The sequence below is a fragment of the Flavisolibacter ginsengisoli DSM 18119 genome, from assembly GCF_900129295.1.
GTDB classification, from domain to species: domain Bacteria; phylum Bacteroidota; class Bacteroidia; order Chitinophagales; family Chitinophagaceae; genus Flavisolibacter; species Flavisolibacter ginsengisoli.
The window spans coordinates 1-20,113 of record NZ_FQUU01000022.1 but is presented as its reverse complement, the minus strand read 5'-3'; the positions used below and the strand labels follow the sequence as shown (position 1 = coordinate 20,113).

Below are 20,113 nucleotides of genomic sequence, written 5' to 3'. Positions count from 1 at the left end.
GGATAAAATGGTGGTATCACCGAAAGATTGATTATGAAAAGAAAGTATGTTTCCCTTTTACTGGCTCTTATTATAACTTGTTCAGTGTTTGGACAAGTTGTTCAGCGCCATAAGATCGCCATATTTACCCCTCTGTACCTCGATTCAGTTTTTAATAGCACTGGCATCCAGTTGGATAAAAACTATATCCCCCGTTATTCGGTTCCTGGTCTTGAGTACTACGAGGGAGTGCAATATGCGCTGGACTCCCTAAATAAAAGAGGGGCTCCAATAGAAGTATTTATATTGGATTCAAGAGGGAAACAATCATTGACGCAACAATTAGCCAAACCTGAGTTGAACAATGTAGAAATGGTCATTGCCAACTCTAACGCCCCTGAAACACGTATGCTTGCACAGGAAGCTTTACGTAGAAAAATACCATTTATTTCAACCACCCTGCCCAACGATGTAGGCATTACCAATAACCCTTATTTCGTGATATTAAACACCACGTTACAGGCACATGTTGAAGGCATTTATGAATTTCTACAAAAATACCATAGCCAGGACCGCATTGTATTGTTCAGAAAACCAGGCCAGCAGGAAGACCTTATTAAACAACATTTCCTGGAATATTCAAAAAACACCTCTGGCAAACCTCTTTCCATAAAAATAGTTGAAGTAGGCAGCAACTTCACTCCGGAGATACTTGCAGCTCACCTTGATAGCACCAGGAAAAATGTTTGTATAGGTGGTTCTATGGATGAAGTCTTTGCCCAAAGGCTGGCGTTAAATCTTTCTAATACAAGCCCTTCCTATTCCAAAACGGTAATAGGTATGCCAACATGGGATAAATTGAACTTCAGCAAGTTTGAAAACCTGGAAGTTATTTACACTACCCCTTTTTATTATAACCAGGGAACCACACTCGAAAACAGGCTTTCTGATGTATATGAAGATGAATACAGCAATAAACCTTCCGATCTTTTCTACAGAGGGTACGAAAGCATCATGAGATTTGCCTTGTTGCTGCTTGATACTAAAAAAGATGTAGCCTCAAACCTCACACGAAAGGGCAATACTGTATTTACACAATTCGATATCCAGCCTGTTTTTAAAGACAGCGCTGCCATGTCCCTTGATTATTTTGAGAACCGTCACCTGTACTTTATTAAGGTATTCGGACGGGTAAGAAATATTGTCAATTAATTATTTCCAGGCAGCCTTTTATTGTAATTAAACAATCTTATACAAGATTCCTTTATCAATTACTGGCAGGATTATGGATTCTTGTTAAGTAACTTTAGAATCATGCCTTTGATTGAATTCACTGATAAAGGTCTTTATTGCCGTGCGGGCGATTTCTATATAGATCCCTGGCGACCAGTAGATAAGGCTGTTATTACACATGCCCATAGTGACCATGCCCGTTGGGGCAACAAATATTATTTATGCCACCATGATACCAGGCCTATTTTACAGCAAAGGCTTGGGCCCAATACCTACCAGGATATTGCATGGAATGAACCGGTATATATGAATGGGGTTCGAATCACGCTCTTTCCTGCCGGCCATATCATTGGCTCCTCACAGGTGCGCATTGAAAGCAATGGCGAAATATGGGTTGTTAGCGGGGATTACAAAATTGAAAATGATGGTATCAGCGGGCAGTTTGAGCCAGTTAAATGCCACAGCTTTATTACAGAATCCACATTTGGCCTACCCATATATAACTGGAAGCCTCAAACGGAAATATATACTGACGTTCAAAACTGGATCAGGAAGAACCAGGAAGTCTCTAAAACCTCTGTTTTAATTGCCTATAGCCTTGGCAAAGCCCAAAGATTGCTTCACCCTATCGCTGAGGTCACAGATAAAATATTTGTGCATGGAGCAGTATATAACATTCATATGGCATTAGTAAACGCCGGTTGGAAGTTACCTGCAGTACAAAGAGTAACACCAGAAACAAGTAAAGAAGAATTGAAAGGTGCAGTGGTCATTGCTCCTTCCAGTGCGGAAGGTTCACCATGGCTGCGCAGGTTTGCTCCCTACGAGATAGGTATCTGCAGTGGATGGATGCAGGTACGGGGTAATGCCCGACGTAAAAATGCAGATGCAGGCTTTGCCTTAAGTGATCATGCAGACTGGAACGGCCTGCTACAGGCCTGCAGGGAAACTGAAGCAGAATGCATCTATGCTACACATGGCTTTCAAGCTGTGTTTACACGTTATCTAAATGAACACGGTATTAATGCCAAAGAAGTGAAAACAGAATATGGGGATGATGAACTGGAACCTGCAGAACTTAAATTAGAAGAAGATTGATATGAGAGAGTTTGCAGAACTGGTAATGAAGTTAGGCAGCAGCACGAAAACCAATGATAAGCTGGAAGCCTTAATGCATTATTTCAATAATGCAGACAATAAGGATAAGGTTTGGGTGATAGCCATTTTTAGCGGCAGGAGACCCAAAAGAGCTGTGAATACTACCCAGCTAGCCACTTATTGCGTTGAACTGGTGGACTTACCTTTTTGGCTCTTTGAAGAAAGCTATCATACAGTGGGAGATCTTGCCGAAACCATAGCGCTTTTATTACCCGGAAATGAAAATGCCCCCAATACCTCAAAACCATTACACCTTTACATAGAACAATTACGGGACCTTGAAAAACAAGCTGAAGAAATAAAGAAACAATTCATACTGAAGGCCTGGAAGGAAATGAACTTTGCTGAACGCTTTGTTTTCAATAAACTGATCACTGGTGGCTTCCGTATTGGAGTTTCCCAAAAAGTAATTGTAAATGCCCTGGCAAAAACAATCAACCTGGATTCATCAGTGATTGCGCATCGCATCAGTGGCAATTGGGATCCATCTACCATAACTTTCGATGAACTCTTAAGTGAGCATTCACTCAATACCGATTTTTCAAAACCTTATCCTTTCTACCTGGCTTATGCTATAGAAGAAGATGTTAGCCAATTAGGTGACCCTAAAGACTGGCAGGCCGAATGGAAATGGGATGGCATCCGTGGCCAGGTCATCAAAAGAAACCAGGAGCTTTTTGTATGGAGCCGGGGCGAAGAATTGATGACTGAAAAGTTTCCAGAATATCATTCATTGGCACAGGTACTGCCGGATGGAATAGCCATAGATGGCGAGATCATTCCTTCCGTGGACCAAAAACCTTTACCATTTGCATTGTTACAAACCAGGATTGGAAGGAAGAATATCACCAAAAAACAACTACAGGAAGTCCCTATTGCATTCTTTGCCTACGACCTGCTGGAATACAATGGAGAGGACTGGCGTGACAGGCCATTGGAAGAAAGAAGATCACAACTGGAAGAGGTCATTGCGGCCACTAATCATCCTTCTTTGATCATATCACCCATAGTTCCCTTTAGTAATTGGGAAGAACTGGCAAGGCTTAGGGAATCTTCACGTGAACTGGGTGCTGAAGGTTTTATGTTGAAGAAAAAACAATCTACCTACCAGGTTGGCCGAAAAAGAGGCGACTGGTGGAAATGGAAGATCGACCCACTAACCATTGATGCAGTGATGATCTATGCACAAAAAGGCGCCGGAAGAAGAAGTAATCTTTATACAGACTATACATTCGCAGTGAAAGATGGAGACAAACTAATTGCATTCACAAAGGCCTATTCAGGATTGACGGACAAGGAATTTGCACAAGTGGACGCTTTTGTAAAACGCAATTCTTTAGAGAAGTTTGGCCCTGTCAGAACTGTTAAGCCAGAGCTGGTATTTGAGATCGCTTTTGAAGGTATTGCTGCCAGTAACAGGCATAAATCGGGAGTGGCCCTACGATTTCCACGTATCAGCAGGTGGAGAAAAGATAAAACACCTGAAGAAATCAATACCCTTGAGGATCTAAAGCAATTGCTGGAGGTATACGGGAAATGAAATTAAAAAGCACACCTGGATATAAAGTCATTATTCAATGGTTATCAGCAAAAGAATACAAACCATTTACTTACCAGGAAGAAGCCTGGCAACATATCATTGATGGCAGAAGCGGGTTGGTGAATGCACCCACAGGCACAGGTAAAACTTTTTCCGTATTCCTCGGAAGCCTTATTCAATTCATTAACCTGCACCCAGGTAATTACAAAACCAAAAGCAAGAATGGTCTGCAACTTATTTGGGTTACCCCATTAAGGGCATTGGCCAAGGATATTGGAAGGGCTATGGAAGAAGTGATCGCGGACCTCGGCATGCAATGGAAAGTGGGCATCCGCAATGGAGATACTTCCATGGCAGAACGTCAGAAACAAAAAAGGCAGATGCCCGAAGTGCTGATCATCACTCCCGAAAGCCTGCACCTGTTATTAGGACAAAAACACCATCCTGAGGTATTTCAAACTTTAAAGTTGTTTACAGTAGATGAATGGCATGAACTGATAGGCAGCAAACGTGGAGTACAGGTGGAGCTGGCCCTGAGCAGGATCATAGGCTGCATCAATGCTAAGAATACACCTACAGCAATCTGGGGCATTTCAGCAACTATCGGCAACCTTTCACAAGCAATGGAAGTATTGTTATTTCCATTACGACTTACCGGCAAAAACGAAGAGAATGGCGTGATTGTTAGGGCGAAGCTTAGTAAGAAAATAGAGATCGAGTCCATACTTCCGGATGAAATTGAAAAATACCCCTGGGCAGGGCACCTGGGAATCAAACTCGCTGATAAAGTATTGCCTATTCTCAACCAAAGTAAAACGACGCTAATTTTCATTAATACAAGGGGAATGAGTGAAATGTGGTACCAGACCCTTTTACATATAGCCCCTGACCTGGCAGGTACCATTGCGCTCCATCATGGAAGTATTGAAAGTGAATTGAGAACCTGGGTTGAAGAGGCTTTGCATGAAGGCAAACTGAAAGCAGTTGTATGCACCGCCAGCCTTGATTTGGGTGTGGACTTTCGGCCAGTGGAAACAGTGATCCAGGTAGGCTCACCAAAAGGAGTTGCCCGCTTTCTGCAAAGAGCAGGTCGAAGCGGCCATAGTCCTGATGCTGTTAGTAAGATCTATTTCCTGCCCACCCATTCTCTCGAACTCATTGAAGCCGCTGCACTTAAATCGGCAGTGGAAGAACAGTTTATTGAGAGCCGTGAACCCTTGCTGTTATGTTACGATGTACTGGTGCAATACCTCTGTACCCTGGCTGTTTCAGATGGCTTTATCCCGGATATAATTTGGGAAGAAGTAAAGTCAACTCATTGTTTTAGTGAAATAACTGAAGAGGAATGGCAGGAGATGTTATACTTTATTACTGTTGGAGGCAACGCTTTGCAACAATATGATGAATACAAAAAAGTGGAAGTGATCGACGGGCTGTATAAGATCACTGGTAGACGCATAGCCATGCGACACCGTTTACATATCGGCACCATTGTTAGTGATGCCATGTTGAAAGTAAAGTTCCTTGCAGGTGGCTATGTAGGTATCATTGAAGAATCCTTTATTTCGAGGCTGGAACCCGGGGACAGCTTTACATTGGCAGGCAGGCAATTGGAACTTGTAATGATCAAAGACATGACGGTGATCGTTAAAAAATCCAATGTAAAAAAATCCATCGTTCCAAGCTGGATGGGTGGACGTTTACCTCTTTCAGCCAGCCTGGGAAAAGTATTGCGGGAACAATTTGATATTGCCGGCACCAGCCTGGAAGCACCTAACCATAAAATGAAGGTTGCTATAGAGATCACTGTTCTAAAGCCATTGCTTCAATTACAGGCAACCTTGTCACAGGTACCTAAGGCTGCAGAATTGCTTATTGAGCAAATTGAAACCCGTGATGGTTTTCATTTGTTTGTGTATCCATTTGAAGGAAGATTGGTACATGAGGCTATGGCTGCAGTGCTGGCCTACCGTATCAGCAAGATCACTCCTATTACATTTTCCATTGCCATGAATGATTATGGCTTTGAATTATTGAGTGATCAACCCATACCTGTTGATGATAGCAATGCTTATGAATTGTTTTCACTGGATAATTTAATGGAAGACATTCAGCGTAGTGTCAATGCCACTGAAATGGCAAAAAGAAAATTCAGGGATATTGCTGTTATCGGGGGCCTGATATTCCAGGGGTACCCTGGTGAACATAAAAAAACCAGGCATCTGCAGGCATCTGCCGGCCTTCTGTTTAATGTATTTAATGAATACGACCCTAACAATGTATTGATCAGGCAGGCCTTCCAGGAGGTCTTTGACCAACAAATGGAAGAAGTGCGGCTGAGAGAAATGCTGCAACGTATTCAACATTCAAGGATTATTATAACCTATCCTCAAAGACTCACGCCTTTTTGCTTTCCTATAAAAGTTGACAGCATGCGGGAAAACCTCACATCTGAAAAACTTGCCGATAGGGTAAAGCGTATGCAAAACCAATTGAATTCTTTATGATTTCACTCGCCATGCTAAACAATATTCCATTTCAAGGCCACAGACTCAAAACTTCAAACAACTATTAACAAAATATAGTGGCCGGGGCCCTTACCTGAACTTACTTTTGCAGCTTATTCCAGCGCTTATTTCTATGCAAGCTCCTCTCCTTCATACGCTTCGCGGTCAGCACCTGTGGTTATCGGCACAGCGTTCTATTTTTTGGGAAGAGCAAAAAGCCCTCATCGTTTCTGATCTTCATTTTGGTAAAACCGGCCACTTTAGAAAATCCGGCATCCCCGTTCCGCAAGGGATTTATAAAGAAGATCTCCAAAGGCTGGTAAACCTGCTACTTTATTTTAAGCCTGGAAAACTCCTGGTCGTAGGTGATTTTTTTCATAGCCATGCCAATATGGAATTGGATTGGTTTAAAAAATGGAGGGATGACTTCTCTCATCTCCAGATCATCCTGATCCGGGGCAACCATGATATTCTGAAAAGTTCCTGGTACCGGGAAGCAAGGATAGACGTGATTGAAAATGAATTGGAATTATCGCCTTTTATTTTCACACACGAACGGTGCGGGGACCACGCTGATCTTTATACGTTTTGTGGCCACATCCACCCCGGCATCTATTTACAGGGATTAGGAAAACAGGCATTAAGATTACCATGCTTTTATTTTGGAGCCAACCATTGCATACTCCCTGCCTTCAGCAAATTCACCGGCACGGCTTTAATTGCTCCTGAACCTAAAGAAAGCGTCTTTGCCATAGTTGATAATAGCCTGGTCCAAATGCAATGACACTGGAAAAGAAACTGCATATTGCCTTTGACCCGGTCTATGCACATCCGCTTCCCGAAGGCCACAGGTTTCCTATGGATAAATATGAGTTGATACCTGCTCAACTATTATATGAGGGCACCATAAATGAACACCATTTGTTCCGGCCTATGCCATGTAATGACGATGACATCCTGTTAACACACGATGCTGAATACCTGCGAAAATTAAAGGAACAAAACCTGTCAGCAAGCGAGCAGAGACGCATTGGCTTCCCTCAATCACCAGCATTAACTTATAGAGAATTAATAATCACCCAGGGTACTATAGATTGTTGTCAATACGCTTTTGAAAATGGTGTTTCTTTAAATGTGGCAGGCGGTACGCATCATGCTTTCACTGACAGGGGTGAAGGTTTTTGCCTGTTGAATGATTTTGCAGTTGCTTCTAATTATCTGTTGCATCATAAACTTTCGGAAAAGATCCTGATCATTGATCTGGATGTACACCAGGGAAATGGCACAGCCAGCATATTTAAGAACAATCCACAGGTATTTACTTACAGTATGCATGGAAAAAATAATTACCCCTTTCATAAAGAGAAAAGTCATCTTGACATAGAGCTACCCGACGGCATTTCAGACAATGAATACAATGAGCTGCTTCAAAATTCCCTTCAAAAAATATTGCATCAATTTGATCCTTCCTTTGCTTTTTACCTTTCCGGAGTTGATGTACTGGAAACAGATAAGTTTGGAAAATTAAAATTATCAATCAAAGGATGCGCACAACGGGATGCTATTGTATTTAATTATTTAAAACAACGAAAAATTCCCTGCGTAGTAGCTATGGGTGGAGGATACTCACCCGATATCAAAACAATAGTTGAAGCGCATTGCAATACATTCAGGCAGGCAAAAGACATCTTTGAGCTGGACTAACGGCCTTTTTTCAACTGGTTGTAATCAAGAAAATAAATAAACCTCAGCGTAATTTCATTCCCATGAGAGATTTTAAGTGAGTTGTTCAGGTTTTTCCAATAATTACGGTTATCCCATCCATTTACACCATATTCATCACCTAACCAGTTTTTCCATCCCAGTATCACCCTGCTACCCAGCCTGAAATCCCAGGTAATGAATGCATCCAGGTTGAATGCATTGTAATTATCATCAGAACCAGGAATAAAGCTTCTTGGAATGGTATTACCATTTGCATCCACATTGTAAAAGCTGTTATACTTTACTTTATTCCAATAGTGCCTGCCTCTAACAACCACATTCAGCCTTGAATTGAAATTATAAGTCCCTGAAACAATAGATTGTATCTCGGTAAAATCCCTGTAACCAACTATCGGTTCCTTATTCGACTCCCTGCGAAAAGCGTAACCTATCTGGTTATTTTCAAATTGCCTGAAAACATCTGTGCTTAAAGTAAGCCTGTCACTAAACCGATACCTGACGCCAAATTCAGTCCGGTTATAATTATTATCTGCTTTTGCCCTTGGTGCATAAGCCAGTTCATAATTTATAAACAGCCTTTTACGACTATCTGTACTACCTTCTACCTGGAAGGTGGCCTCAGCCGGCTTTTTTAAATATTTGCCTGGTGTCCGTAACTCAAAATAATCATTCTGATTAGTGGGAAAACTGCTAACTGTAAAGGTAACATCCCAAAAATTTTTAAATATCCAGAACCCGGATGCACTTACCATCATTTCATTATACCGGTAAGGTTTATACAGGTATCTGGTCGTGACATCAAAACTATACCGGTAGGTAATAAATTTTGCTGTTGGTTTAAACTGGTTATAACTTATCCCACCGGAATAATTTACCAGGTTTGGCGTCTGCAGGTATCCCAGGTCATTGGGGTCATAGGTATTCGATGTAATGCTGGTGCCGGCATAATAGCGCACCTGGCCATTAGCCTTACTTAGCTGCAGGCTTGTATTATAACCATCATAAGGTTTTACATACACCCTCCCCAACCTGGTCATAGTATCATACACAAGATTGATGTTTCCAGAGGGATACAAAGAATAACCAAATATCTTACTATACCTTGCTGTACCCTGTAATCGAAACTTGTTATCGTTGGTATATAAAGACAAGTCAAGGGCGCTGACATTCGCATCCCGGGCTGCCCCATTCCTGACCACGTTGGTATTTGTGAAGGTTACGGAGGAACGTCCCTTCAATGCCTGGTCAAGTACAATAATATTATAATTGCTTAATGGTTCGGTTTCAATAACAGTATCGGCCCTGGAACCAATATTTCTTAGCTCCGCTTTCATAGGGGCAGTTACAGCATTGAAAATGCCAATCCCCAGTTTCTTTTTATTCCGCCCGGAAAATTTTATACCGTTATATAATTGTGTAAGCGTAGGATTTTTGACAACTTCGTAATCCGCACTATTATTTACAAGGGACTCCACTCCATAATAACCCGACGGGGTAGCTCCTATGCGCCTTGAATAAAACAATCCTGATTTGTTGAACAACTCAGTGCCTTCTGTAAAAAAAGGCCTGTTCTCCTGGAATTGAATTTCAAATGGAGAAAGATTGTTCACCACATTATCAGAAACCACCTGTCCAAAATCGGGTATCAATGTGGCATCAAGTGTAAAACTTTCATTGATACCATATTTTACATCCATGCCGCCATTGCGCAACCATTCCTTGTTTTTTTTACTGCCTTCAGGATTCACTCTGATACCACCTGACACATATGGAGAGAAACTTAGCCTGAGCGGAGGCTGGATATTTTTAAGATCTTTTAATTGTCCAAATTGATTAATAAACCCACTTACATTGGGATCTACAGCATTCCAGTAAGAACTCTCATTATTGCGACGGGTAAACCGCAGGAATTGCAAACCCCAGGTCTGGAGATCCTTTTTGGCAAACCTTAAAGAGATATAAGGAATACGCATTTCTACATACCATCCATCGGTTGCGAGTTTTGTTTTACTTTCCCATACTGCATCCCAGCTTTTGTCTCCAAAATCACCAAAGCTTGCACTGGCATTAGCATTTAGCTTGGCATCGCTCTGCACATTATTGGGGGTAACCAAAAACTGGAACCCATTCTGGTGATCATTGTACGTGTCAAAGAAAACAGAGAAGTAATCAACGTCCTGCCTTTGTTCTCCATCCCTTGATGTTAACTGCTTGCGAATCTGTGAGGGCTCATCATACAGGCGGGCGCCAATATAGACTGCCTCATTATCATAAAGAATTTTCACCTCGGTCTTTACCAGGGCCTGTGAGCCATAAGAAGGAAAATTTTGAATGAAATCGGATGCTACAGGTGCCTGCTTCCAGCATGCATCATCCAATACCCCGTCAATGTGGGGCGCCTGTAAGGTTTTAATTGAAGTAAGCGTCTTTTGTCCAAATAGTAAAATACTAAAACACAAGGGTACGCATAAGAACATCATTCTCAGCATGCAACTAGTTTTCGCTGAGCGTAAATATAATAGATAAATTCAATAACTGAAAAGGCAAATTAATTCATACGCTTCTTCAAAACAGTTACCTGTTGCTGAAGATTGTTAACCAGGCTTGCCAACTGTCCCACATCCCAGCGCTGTTGGGTATTGGCTTTTGCTATGATCATTTGAGCCTGCCATACCTCCAGTATATCATCAGCAGCAATGATATAAGGCTGATAAGTAGGATTATCGCTGACTAATGTATACTTGTTCTTCTGGCGGTTATTTTTCATCATGCGCTTGTACACAATGCCCTCAGACTTTGATACTACAATATAGGTCTGGTTGGTTTTCACTTCATCCAGGTTCTGAACTCTTTCGCCCACAATCACAGATCCACTTGGTGTAGGCATCATGGAATCACCTACTATCTCAAAGGCCCTGTAGTCGCCCCCGGCAAGCATTGGCAGCGTAAAGGTGTTCAACTCATCTACAAATTCAGGGTCAGCATAACCATTGAGGTAGCCTGCTGCTGCCTTTACAGGAACAAAAGGTATATCCGTCCTGCCATTGGACATTTTTTGTGCCCTGCGCCTGGCTATATAATTGGTCTTAGTGTCGCTAACATCTTTACGAAGCAGATCATCCAGCGTAAGCTTGAACATGTCTGCCACTACTTCAAGTATCTCAATACGCGGCTCCGCCCTTTCTTCCTCATAAGCTCCAAGCAATGATCTTTTGATGCGTAGCTTTTGTGCAAACTCTTCTTGTGTCCATCCACGTAGCTTTCTCAGGTACTTAAGATTTTTGTTAGCTATTGACATAACACTAATTTATTTAGCCGCAAAATACTAATTTATTTAGATTTAAAAAACTTAGGCACAATCTTTTTTCAATAAGCTACTATTTAATAAAATCTAACACCTGCGGCTAAATGATACATTGTTAATATACTGTCCTTTGACTGGTGCAAATTTTGGTTATCCATAAAAAGTGATCAAATTTGTGAACCAAATAAACCAGTGGAATGGAAAAGGAAAAGAAGAAGCCCGTTATTCTGATTACAAATGATGATGGAATTACAGCACCCGGAATAAAAAACCTGATCGAAGCCGTAAAAGACCTGGGAAAGGTAGTAGTGGTGGCCCCGGATAAACCCCAATCAGGAATGGGACATGCCATTACCATTGGCGTTCCCTTACGGTTACATAAAGTGAATTTATTTGAAGGCATAGAAGCCTACCAATGCTCAGGCACCCCTGTAGATTGTGTTAAGCTTGCCGTAGATAAAGTATTGCACCACAAACCTGATATCTGTCTTAGTGGCATCAACCATGGTGCTAATCATAGTATCAACGTTATTTATTCAGGCACTATGTCTGCAGCCGTGGAAGCAGCTATAGAAAGCATTCCTTCTATTGGATTTTCATTGCTTGATTATAGCCTTGAAGCTGATTTTTCCGCTGCACGAAAATATGCAAGGATCATCGTTGAACAGATGCTACAGTCACCGCCTAATAAGCATTGTGTTTTGAACGTGAACATTCCCATCGCGACCGTGGATGAAATTAAAGGAGTGAAAGTGTGCAGGCAGGCCTATGCCAAATATGAAGAAGACTTTATAGAGCGAAACGATCCTCATGGTCGTAAATATTACTGGCTTACTGGTGAGTTTGTTAATTTTGATGAAGGCACTGATACCGATGTATGGGCATTAGCCAATAATTATATTAGTATTGTACCCGTTCAATTTGACTTAACCCACTACAAACAAAAGGAGCACCTTGAAAAAAACTGGAACATTCTTTCTAAAGAAGGATAACCTGCAAATGGGACTTATATTGGGTCTCATCACCCCCGTCATTGTTTTTATCATCATTTATATAGCCCGCTTTTCCGGATACACTTTTCCTGAATTCATAAGGGTGTTTTTCAGGGAAAACAGGTTGATCACCTTTTTTGGTGTATGGTGCCTTGTCGGGAACATTGCGCTCTTTACTTATTACATCAATACTTCCAGGGACCAGACAGCCAAAGGAATTTTTGCTGTCACGCTAATCTATGGTATAGGGGTGCTACTTATAAAGCTTTTTAATTAAAAGCCTGCTTTAGTTTCGGGCTTATTTTCAGACATAGCAATCAATATTATCCTAAGCCTACAAGTGCTTTATGAAATATTATATAATAGCAGGAGAAGCTTCAGGAGACTTACACGGTAGCAATCTCATTAAAGAGATCATCAAACTCGATGAGCAGGCCAATATCCGTTGCTGGGGTGGAGATCTTATGGAGGCTGCAGGTGCTAAGCTGGTAAAGCACTACCGCGACCTCGCATTTATGGGATTTATTGAGGTCATCAAAAACCTACCCACCATTTTACACAACCTTAAATTCTGCAAACAGGATATACTGGAGTTTAAACCAGATGTAGTAGTGCTAATAGATTATCCCGGCTTCAACCTGCGCATTGCAAAATGGGCCAAAGAAAATGGGTTCAAGGTCATCTATTACATCTCTCCGCAGGTGTGGGCATGGAAAGAAAGCCGCACCAAAATGATCAAGAAGGTTGTAGATAAAATGCTCGTCATCCTGCCATTTGAGAAAGAGTTCTTTGCCCGGTGGGACTATAAGGTGGAATATGTTGGCCACCCGCTAGCCTACCTGATCGACAGGTTTGATAAATCAAATTATACATTCATTACCCAAAGTCAGTCAACTGCAGAAGATCCGGCAACCAAAGAGATCACAAAAGATAACAGGGAACGCATCATATTATTGCCGGGCAGCCGTAAGCAGGAAATCCTGGTGAAGCTACCGCTTATGCTTGCTGTAACACCACGATTCCCAGGCTACCGGTTCATTATTGCACAGGCACCTGGCCAACCATTTGAATTGTACAAAGACCTCATTGCCAACCATCCCAATGTTGAAGTAGCATTTCCTGGCCAAACCTATGCCTTACTTAGTAATGCAAAAGCCGCATTGGTCACTTCCGGTACGGCTACGCTTGAGACAGCTTTATTTGGAGTTCCACAAGTGGTATGCTATAAAGGTTCTCCCATCTCCTACCAGATTGCACGCAGGTTATTAAAGATCAAATACATTTCACTGGTAAACCTGATCATGGATAAAAAGATCGTAACTGAACTTATTCAGAATGAACTGACGGTAGAAAACCTGGGCGCAGAACTGGATGCTATTTTACACAACCAGGATCGCATCAGCAAGTTGAAAAAAGATTACCAGGACCTCAAGCAATTATTAATGCAGGGAGGAGATGCTTCCCAAAGGGCAGCCCAGGAAATAGTAGAGTTTGTGAAAGCTAGTGTTTAACCAGCAGCTTTATCATCAATATGATCAAGGCCATGATGAATAAAATCAGGCTCAGCCGATTGATGCCATGCATATATTTTACAAAATCTGACTTTGGCCGGTTTGGATCTGGTTTGCGGAGGTAAAGGTATTCAGCCATTTGTTTTAGTATGCCCATAAAAAAACTGTATCATAAAGATACAGTTTACTATAAAAAGAGTTCATTTATAGCACCTTAAGGAGCAGGATTGCGACGAACTTTATCCTGCTTTTTAGCTACTGCACGCATATTATATCCATCAGGAGATGGTTGACTGAAATAACTGGTAGCTTCTATAGTTGTTCTTTTTTTCTTTACCGGCTGCTTATCAGATGCTCCACCTGCAGGATGCAGTACAGATTCAAAGTAGACAAATAGGTTGCGTAAACAAATATTCATTCTGGTCATATATTTAGGATTATTGGACTTCAACTTTAATTCAAGGTTTTACAAGGGTCTGTTAATTACTATCCCTACAAACTTAAACAAGAACCTCTAAAAACGCAACCCTTTATCGATGAATTGGGGCAAATTAATCGCTAAAAAATGAGCCAGTCAGTAAAATCCCTTATTCACATTCTCATCAGTAAACGGCTGAAATTGAGCATGATCAATTGTTTTGCAATTGGGATTTGGAAAGGCAACAATGGTTGACAGGTTAACAAGTTGAAAAGTTGACAAGAGAAAGGGTTAACAGGTTAACTAGTTGAAAAGTTAACAAGGAGGAAACCACAACCTTGATTTGCCGAATGTAAGGTTTGTATTCAACAATGCTCTCCAACCTAACCAATTGTTTGACCTTCGGAAATAACTAAATACAATAGTTCTGTTCAAACCTAACGAACCAGAAACAAAAAACCAAAAACCAGAAACGCTTAAGCAACATGCTTAAGCAAAAACAGTGGGATTTGATAATCCGTTGGAAAGTCTCCTTCAAACTTTATCTTCCAGTCATAATCCTCCATATATAGTTGAAAGTACTCTGTGTCTTCAGCAGTTAGCGGAGCTTCTACTTTAATATTAAGCTTATTCTTCATCTCCTTTTCCTTTTCACGCTTTGGCTCTTTCAGCCTAGACTCCAGTTCCTCCTCAAAGGAAGATAAAAGAAGGGTAAACTGCTCCCCGGTTAAAGAGATTCGCTTTTGCTCTGAAAGAAAGTTATACAAGGCTGTAAATACCTCCCCTTTAGCCATTCCCTGCTTTAAACCAACAATAGCTATAGTTCTTACCTGTTTAAACAAATGCCTGTATCTTCTTTTAGTGGGTACAAAGCGGTAGATGATGGAAGACATGATATTACCAGTACCAAACCTCTGAGCGCTTCTCCTGCTTCCTTCAAAGGCAGGGTCCTTCCAGAAGCGCTTTGAGTCCACTCCGGGAAGCATTCTTACCAGGTAGCCCCACAACTCATCATAATAAAAGTTGGTGTCACCATCCACTTTACCTGTTGCCTTAATGTATCCTGTTTGCTTAGCCATATGATATTAAATTTTATAGCTGCAAGATTTTGAAAATCCATGTCAGTTCAAAACCACCATGTCCGTTTTGGCCGCTTTTGGCCGATTTGACCGATAATGACCGCTTTTGGCCGCTGGAGAGAGTTGAAAAGTTGAAAGGTTAACAGGTTGAAAAGTTGATAAGGAATAGTTCTCACTTCAACTCCCCAATCCTCCTTATAAATCCTGCTAATCATAGTTCTTTCCTTCATCATTCGATATTCCTTGTTCATCTGTTCGATATTCCCTCCTTCTTCCTACCCTAAGGCATGGGAAAGCCCTACTAACAGTATAGATACTGCGTGATCATCACGCAGTATCTATACCGTAGCTATACAGTTGATGGGGAGTTGATAGGAAGAAGGTGAGGCTGAATCGTATTATTGTTATCCTTACGAGGTACAATCAGTTGAGTTGAGGCACCACGTTCTTCACGGTTAGGGAAAGAAAGGGTATTCCTGGCTTTTCGATTTCAATTCTTCTTCCTCCTTTTTTTCCCAGGGTGATTTCATATTGTCATAACGAAGCCGGAGAGAAAGGGCATAACCGTCCAGATCGGGGAATAAACTGGCACGATGAAGGTTCATTTGCTGAAGATCTCTCATCACCTCCCTGCGATGACAGCCAGGTAAGATCATTTTTACTACGGTCTTTTCCAGGTCTTCGCCCAGGAACTGAAGTTGGTTCATGAAAGTTTCATGGCTGGTGCCTGTACTTAAAAAGATTGATTGCTGAATGGAATAACGCCTGTTCATGCTAAATGGTTCCACAGGAAATACCAGGTTCTTATTGTTCTCGTAAAATAGCTTTTCAAAAAGCTGCTCATTGATGAGGTTTTTGTTTTTGGTTAGTGCTTCCCCAAATTCTTCAGAAAGGAACTCAATGGCTCTATGCTTTAAATAATTTACATTAATTCCCCATATACCTATGGAATGGTCCTGGTGAACCGGGCTGAATTCAAAAGCAAAATAGGCAGCGATGAAAGGCGATTTGGTTAAATCCAAAAGGCGTGTAGGTGCCCCATGGTGTTGCATTAATGCCAGCCATTCTATCAGGTGCTGAGGTGTATCATCCTTACTAAGGTAGTTACGAGCGCCACGTTGAAATTCTGCCACAAACTCTGCTTCGATTGCATGATGATAATTGATAAAATTGGTCCTTTCAATGGCAGTATTTAATATCCACCCGGAATGTCCCTGTCCCCTGAATGCCCAGTTCTCATTAAATATCCCGATATAGTCTTTAAACTCCTGCCAGCTTTGTAAACAGATTGTTGAAAAAGGCTGCTCTTTCATCCATATACTTATTTAAAATTTTGCGCCAATGAGCCATTATTATTTAAATTTCTAATCCTGTGTTCGTATAACTACTCCGGATTTAAATAAGGCGTTATTCATTTGATTGATTATGATCAATAGAATTGACCCTGACTCAAGAAAAGCACATCAGTTATTCTTTACCAGTTATTCACAAACTTATGCTCAAAACTCTCACTGGTATTGATTTTCAGGCATTTATTATATTAAATCAAATGATATACATTATAACAAATAACGGCACAGTTTTGGCTAATAATGCGCGCCGTGAGAGGAGTAATTTTACCTGTGTGATTTGTCTATTTTAATCGAGTACTTTTTACTTTGAAGACCTATAAGTGCCCTATAATTTTGTATAAGACGAGCGTTGAACTAAAGAACAATATCCTGATCTCAGAAAAACCATTCACGATTAAGCCGGGCTTTTCCCAAAAACATATAGAATCAAGATGATGCTGACAGGGCTAGGTATAGCCAAACATACATAGTATGCAATGGATATTGGTGTATTTGCCAAATAGCTCTGCATTATGTAACAGATGATAGATTTTTATTTTAAGCCATTTCCTTTTTATAACCTAAAATTCTCTTAATGAAAAACAGTAAAGTCCTACTCCTAACCGCTATGATGGGCTTATCCCTTTTATGGGTTGGTTGTCAAAAAAACACAGCTGATCAACAGCCTAAGTCGGAAACAGCGCAGTATGTTAAGAACTTCGGAGCGCTACAGGTTAATGCCGAAGAAATGAGCAAGGTTCCCCTGATCATGTCTTCAGACCTTGCAAAAGGAAACATAGAGCCTGAAAATGCTCTTATGGCTTCAGCTAAAGGAAAACCTTACAGACCACCAACAACAACTGGTGACGCTACAGCACCAACAGTATCAATCACATCTCCATCCAACGGATCTACTGTATCCGGAACAGTAACAGTTTCAATTTCATCAAGTGACAATGTGGGAGTAACTTCAATCAGTGCTACTGCGGGCGGAACAAATATAGGCTCAGCCGCCAACTCATCGGCCAGTTTTTCATGGAACACAAGTGGTTTAGCTGATGGCAATTATGTTATCACCGCCACTGCAAAAGATGCAGCAGGCAATACGGGCACCTATAGTATTACTGTGGGAATCAAAACTACTATCGTGGTTCAACCCCCTACTTCTACTACTTTACCCTCCAGTTATGCTTTAGTAATGCCCCCGGTAATGAACCAGGGAAGTGAAGGATCATGCGTAGCATTTGCAGCAGTTTATGCCCGTTCTTATGAAGCTTATAAAAGAAGTGGTGCTACCAGCTATAGCCAATCTACTAATATCTTAAGCCCGGAATATTTATTTAACCAAACAAAAACAAGTGCCACATCTTGCTCAGGTTCTGCCTTAATTACAACTTTTGATTTCCTGAAAAATAATGGAGTTTGTACATGGACCTCTATGCCATATACCTGGACAGATTGCTCTACAATGCCTAACAGCACACAAACAGCACAAGCTGCCAATTACCGCATTGCTTCTTACTCCCAGATCTATGCATCTGATGTAACGGCCATCAAAAACATGCTTGTTGCCAATCGCCCGCTGGTATCACAATACTCGGTTGATAATGAATTTTACAATGCAAAGACTGGCTTCATCTGGAAAACCTTTAGTTCTGTTATTGGTTATCACGCTCTTGCTATTTGCGGATATGATGACGCTAAGCATGCTTACAAAATCATCAACCAGTGGGGAACATCATGGGGTGATGCAGGATATAGCTGGATCGATTATGATCTGCTACCTAAAGTATCTTCCAACCTTTTGGTGATGAACTTTTAATTGACAATTCATTCCACCTATACTAAGCGGCTTTATGGCCGCTTTTTTTTATTTATTCATAAAAAAGGATGCCCGGTTGGGCATCCTTGTAATATCGGCTTTTTTGTCGGTTATTCTTTTGCGTTTAGCAATTTACCGGTTACTCTTTCACTGTTGACGGTCATAACGAAGATCAGGTTTTGCCTGCTGACATCAGGAACGCGGTATTCAACTACCTGTTCTGTATTAGCATGTAAATATCCCTGGTAAACCGTTTTGACTTTCTGACCAACCATGTTGAATACATCCAGTGATCCATGGCCGGATACTGTAGACTTAATAGTAAATCTTACTTTATCGGTGTAAGGATTTGGATAAGCACTCACTTTTATATGATTGGAAATGGTATTGTCTACCGGCGCAGTTTTTGCCAAAACAACCAATGAACTGGTTACGCAAGTTTGATAACCATTAAAGTTCGTACAACCATCAATTGCATTGTTAATTGCATCTACAACATCGTTTACGGCGCTATAAGATGGTACAATGCGAGGTTTAGAAGGTGTACCAACATTGGCACCCGGAGTTAATGTTCCACCCAAGAGGTCATTAGCCAAATTCAACAAGTCGGCCACAGTTGCAGAAGCACCATTGTATGTAAGATAATTTACTACACTCTGGTTCATCGTGAATGAGCCCATGCCTGTATTCAGGCAACCTGACTGAATTGGTAATGTCAGCAAAGGATTACCCGCCAACCTGGTGTTCAGGGTTAATGTGATCGTTTGTGCTAAGAACACATTATTGATCTTTCCCTGTTTGGTCATGTACTTTGTAACAAAGCATCCATTGGAAGCTGTAGACATTACACAATCACCAGGAAGAAGCATTCTTGGAGTGGTACCACCAGGCATAGCATTATTCAACATCGTGGCACTACCTGCAGGAATGGTAAATGAATGTCCTGTTCTGCCAATAACAATTGGTGTTGTCAACAATCCAGGCAACAATTTCAAGCCATTCCTATTACCCCAGAAACCTTGAGTATAAGAGCAATAAGTAAGACAAGGCTGCGAGCCGGCTACTGTTACAGAGCCAGATGAAGTACAACCCTCTGTGCTATGTGCAACAATACTGTAAGTATTCGCGGCCAAACCACTGAATGTTGTTTGACTTACAAAGGCTCCTCCATTAATGCTATAAGTAATTCCAGGACCAACCGGGGATGTAATGGTGAAGCTACCATTATTCAAACCACAGGTTGTTGGAGTAGCAATTGCCACAACCGCACCTATTGTATTCACTGTCAGTGTTCTTGAACAGGTAGATGAACAACCATTGGCATTGGTAATGGTCACTGTGTATGTACCTGCTACACTGATATTGCCCGTACTTTGTGTTGAAGCTGTAAAGCCACCAGGTCCTGTCCATGCATACGTTGTCATGCCTGCCGTAGCAGTGAAGGAAGTTGTTCCTCCTGAACATATGATGTTGTTACCTGTAATGCTGCACTCAGGTAATGGATTAACAGTCAG

Annotated in this window: 17 protein-coding genes; 10 read left to right on the top strand and 7 right to left on the bottom strand. The window is 41.3% G+C overall.

What is annotated here, in order from left to right; translation table 11 throughout:
- Positions 1–33 precede the first annotated feature (33 nt).
- The 6 genes from BUA53_RS18505 to BUA53_RS18480 all read left to right on the top strand — a co-directional run bounded on the left by BUA53_RS18505 (position 34) and on the right by BUA53_RS18480 (position 8,121).
- A complete protein-coding gene (locus tag BUA53_RS18505; protein ID WP_072836887.1) occupies positions 34–1,191 on the top strand; it encodes an ABC transporter substrate-binding protein in 1,158 nt (385 codons plus the stop codon).
- A gap of 102 nt (positions 1,192–1,293) precedes the next feature.
- Entirely contained in the window at positions 1,294–2,310 is a 1,017-nt protein-coding gene (locus BUA53_RS18500) for a ligase-associated DNA damage response exonuclease (RefSeq protein ID WP_072836886.1), read from the top strand.
- 1 nt (position 2,311) lies between these two features.
- Entirely contained in the window at positions 2,312–3,910 is a 1,599-nt protein-coding gene (locus BUA53_RS18495; protein WP_072836885.1) for an ATP-dependent DNA ligase, read from the top strand.
- Positions 3,907–6,417: a ligase-associated DNA damage response DEXH box helicase gene (locus BUA53_RS18490; RefSeq protein WP_072836884.1), complete on the top strand. Its 2,511-nt coding sequence runs from the start codon at positions 3,907–3,909 to the stop codon at positions 6,415–6,417. The genes BUA53_RS18495 and BUA53_RS18490 overlap by 4 nt, the downstream gene beginning before the upstream one ends.
- 133 nt (positions 6,418–6,550) lie before the next feature.
- Positions 6,551–7,201, top strand: coding sequence for a ligase-associated DNA damage response endonuclease PdeM (gene pdeM / locus BUA53_RS18485; protein ID WP_072836945.1), 651 nt, complete (start codon positions 6,551–6,553; stop codon positions 7,199–7,201).
- Positions 7,198–8,121 carry a histone deacetylase family protein gene (locus BUA53_RS18480; RefSeq protein WP_072836883.1) on the top strand — a complete coding sequence of 308 codons (924 nt, stop codon included), beginning with the start codon at positions 7,198–7,200 and terminating at the stop codon, positions 8,119–8,121. The genes pdeM and BUA53_RS18480 overlap by 4 nt, the downstream gene beginning before the upstream one ends.
- Here the strand turns inward: BUA53_RS18480 and BUA53_RS18475 are convergent.
- Both BUA53_RS18475 and BUA53_RS18470 read right to left on the bottom strand, forming a co-directional pair.
- On the bottom strand, positions 8,118–10,631 hold the full coding sequence (locus BUA53_RS18475) for a DUF5916 domain-containing protein (RefSeq protein ID WP_072836882.1): 2,514 nt from the start codon (positions 10,629–10,631) through the stop codon (positions 8,118–8,120). The genes BUA53_RS18480 and BUA53_RS18475 overlap by 4 nt on opposite strands.
- 59 nt (positions 10,632–10,690) lie before the next feature.
- Complete coding sequence (locus BUA53_RS18470) at positions 10,691–11,440, bottom strand: XRE family transcriptional regulator (protein ID WP_072836881.1); 750 nt, start codon at positions 11,438–11,440, stop codon at positions 10,691–10,693.
- Positions 11,441–11,643: 203 nt separating this feature from the next.
- Here BUA53_RS18470 and surE point away from each other — a divergent pair, with 203 nt between their 5' ends.
- From surE to lpxB, 3 genes are all read left to right on the top strand, one after another.
- Complete coding sequence (surE, locus tag BUA53_RS18465) at positions 11,644–12,438, top strand: 5'/3'-nucleotidase SurE (RefSeq protein ID WP_072836880.1); 795 nt, start codon at positions 11,644–11,646, stop codon at positions 12,436–12,438.
- Positions 12,401–12,715, top strand: coding sequence for a hypothetical protein (locus BUA53_RS18460; protein ID WP_072836879.1), 315 nt, complete (start codon positions 12,401–12,403; stop codon positions 12,713–12,715). The genes surE and BUA53_RS18460 overlap by 38 nt, the downstream gene beginning before the upstream one ends.
- 70 nt (positions 12,716–12,785) lie before the next feature.
- Complete coding sequence (gene lpxB / locus BUA53_RS18455; RefSeq protein ID WP_072836878.1) at positions 12,786–13,949, top strand: lipid-A-disaccharide synthase; 1,164 nt, start codon at positions 12,786–12,788, stop codon at positions 13,947–13,949.
- Here the strand turns inward: lpxB and BUA53_RS21720 are convergent.
- The 4 genes from BUA53_RS21720 to BUA53_RS18435 all read right to left on the bottom strand — a co-directional run bounded on the left by BUA53_RS21720 (position 13,939) and on the right by BUA53_RS18435 (position 16,759).
- A complete protein-coding gene (locus BUA53_RS21720) occupies positions 13,939–14,088 on the bottom strand; it encodes a DUF6728 family protein (protein ID WP_317041276.1) in 150 nt (49 codons plus the stop codon). The two genes, lpxB and BUA53_RS21720, sit on opposite strands and share 11 nt — an antisense overlap.
- A 75-nt stretch (positions 14,089–14,163) precedes the next feature.
- Positions 14,164–14,376, bottom strand: a complete 213-nt coding sequence (locus BUA53_RS18450) for a hypothetical protein (RefSeq protein ID WP_072836877.1) — start codon at positions 14,374–14,376, stop codon at positions 14,164–14,166.
- Positions 14,377–14,843: 467 nt separating this feature from the next.
- The gene (locus BUA53_RS18445; RefSeq protein ID WP_072836876.1) at positions 14,844–15,446 is read right to left on the bottom strand and encodes a hypothetical protein; all 603 of its coding nucleotides are present in this window, start codon (positions 15,444–15,446) and stop codon (positions 14,844–14,846) included.
- Positions 15,447–15,901: 455 nt separating this feature from the next.
- Positions 15,902–16,759 (bottom strand): FRG domain-containing protein, encoded by an 858-nt coding sequence (locus BUA53_RS18435; RefSeq protein WP_072836874.1) that lies wholly within the window; start codon positions 16,757–16,759, stop codon positions 15,902–15,904.
- A 613-nt stretch (positions 16,760–17,372) separates the two neighbouring features.
- On the opposite strand from BUA53_RS18435, the gene BUA53_RS18430 reads away from it, so the two are divergent.
- Complete coding sequence (locus BUA53_RS18430) at positions 17,373–18,599, top strand: C1 family peptidase (RefSeq protein WP_084080273.1); 1,227 nt, start codon at positions 17,373–17,375, stop codon at positions 18,597–18,599.
- 110 nt (positions 18,600–18,709) lie between these two features.
- On the opposite strand, the gene BUA53_RS21325 is transcribed toward BUA53_RS18430, so the two are convergent.
- The coding region (locus BUA53_RS21325) for a hypothetical protein (RefSeq protein WP_175546115.1) at positions 18,710–20,113 on the bottom strand (1,404 nt) is incomplete at its 5' end.

What these genes read in the sequence shown, in the direction of transcription:
- BUA53_RS18505 (WP_072836887.1), top strand. Translation starts at nt 34, where the DNA reads ATGAAAAGAAAGTATGTTTCCCTTTTACTGGCTCTTATTATAACTTGT.
- BUA53_RS18500 (WP_072836886.1), top strand. Translation starts at nt 1,294, where the DNA reads ATGCCTTTGATTGAATTCACTGATAAAGGTCTTTATTGCCGTGCGGGC.
- BUA53_RS18495 (WP_072836885.1), top strand. Translation starts at nt 2,312, where the DNA reads ATGAGAGAGTTTGCAGAACTGGTAATGAAGTTAGGCAGCAGCACGAAA.
- BUA53_RS18490 (WP_072836884.1), top strand. Translation starts at nt 3,907, where the DNA reads ATGAAATTAAAAAGCACACCTGGATATAAAGTCATTATTCAATGGTTA.
- pdeM (WP_072836945.1), top strand. Translation starts at nt 6,551, where the DNA reads ATGCAAGCTCCTCTCCTTCATACGCTTCGCGGTCAGCACCTGTGGTTA.
- BUA53_RS18480 (WP_072836883.1), top strand. Translation starts at nt 7,198, where the DNA reads ATGACACTGGAAAAGAAACTGCATATTGCCTTTGACCCGGTCTATGCA.
- BUA53_RS18475 (WP_072836882.1), bottom strand. Translation starts at nt 10,631, where the DNA reads ATGCTGAGAATGATGTTCTTATGCGTACCCTTGTGTTTTAGTATTTTA.
- BUA53_RS18470 (WP_072836881.1), bottom strand. Translation starts at nt 11,440, where the DNA reads ATGTCAATAGCTAACAAAAATCTTAAGTACCTGAGAAAGCTACGTGGA.
- surE (WP_072836880.1), top strand. Translation starts at nt 11,644, where the DNA reads ATGGAAAAGGAAAAGAAGAAGCCCGTTATTCTGATTACAAATGATGAT.
- lpxB (WP_072836878.1), top strand. Translation starts at nt 12,786, where the DNA reads ATGAAATATTATATAATAGCAGGAGAAGCTTCAGGAGACTTACACGGT.
- BUA53_RS21720 (WP_317041276.1), bottom strand. Translation starts at nt 14,088, where the DNA reads ATGGCTGAATACCTTTACCTCCGCAAACCAGATCCAAACCGGCCAAAG.
- BUA53_RS18450 (WP_072836877.1), bottom strand. Translation starts at nt 14,376, where the DNA reads ATGACCAGAATGAATATTTGTTTACGCAACCTATTTGTCTACTTTGAA.
- BUA53_RS18445 (WP_072836876.1), bottom strand. Translation starts at nt 15,446, where the DNA reads ATGGCTAAGCAAACAGGATACATTAAGGCAACAGGTAAAGTGGATGGT.
- BUA53_RS18435 (WP_072836874.1), bottom strand. Translation starts at nt 16,759, where the DNA reads ATGAAAGAGCAGCCTTTTTCAACAATCTGTTTACAAAGCTGGCAGGAG.
- BUA53_RS18430 (WP_084080273.1), top strand. Translation starts at nt 17,373, where the DNA reads ATGAAAAACAGTAAAGTCCTACTCCTAACCGCTATGATGGGCTTATCC.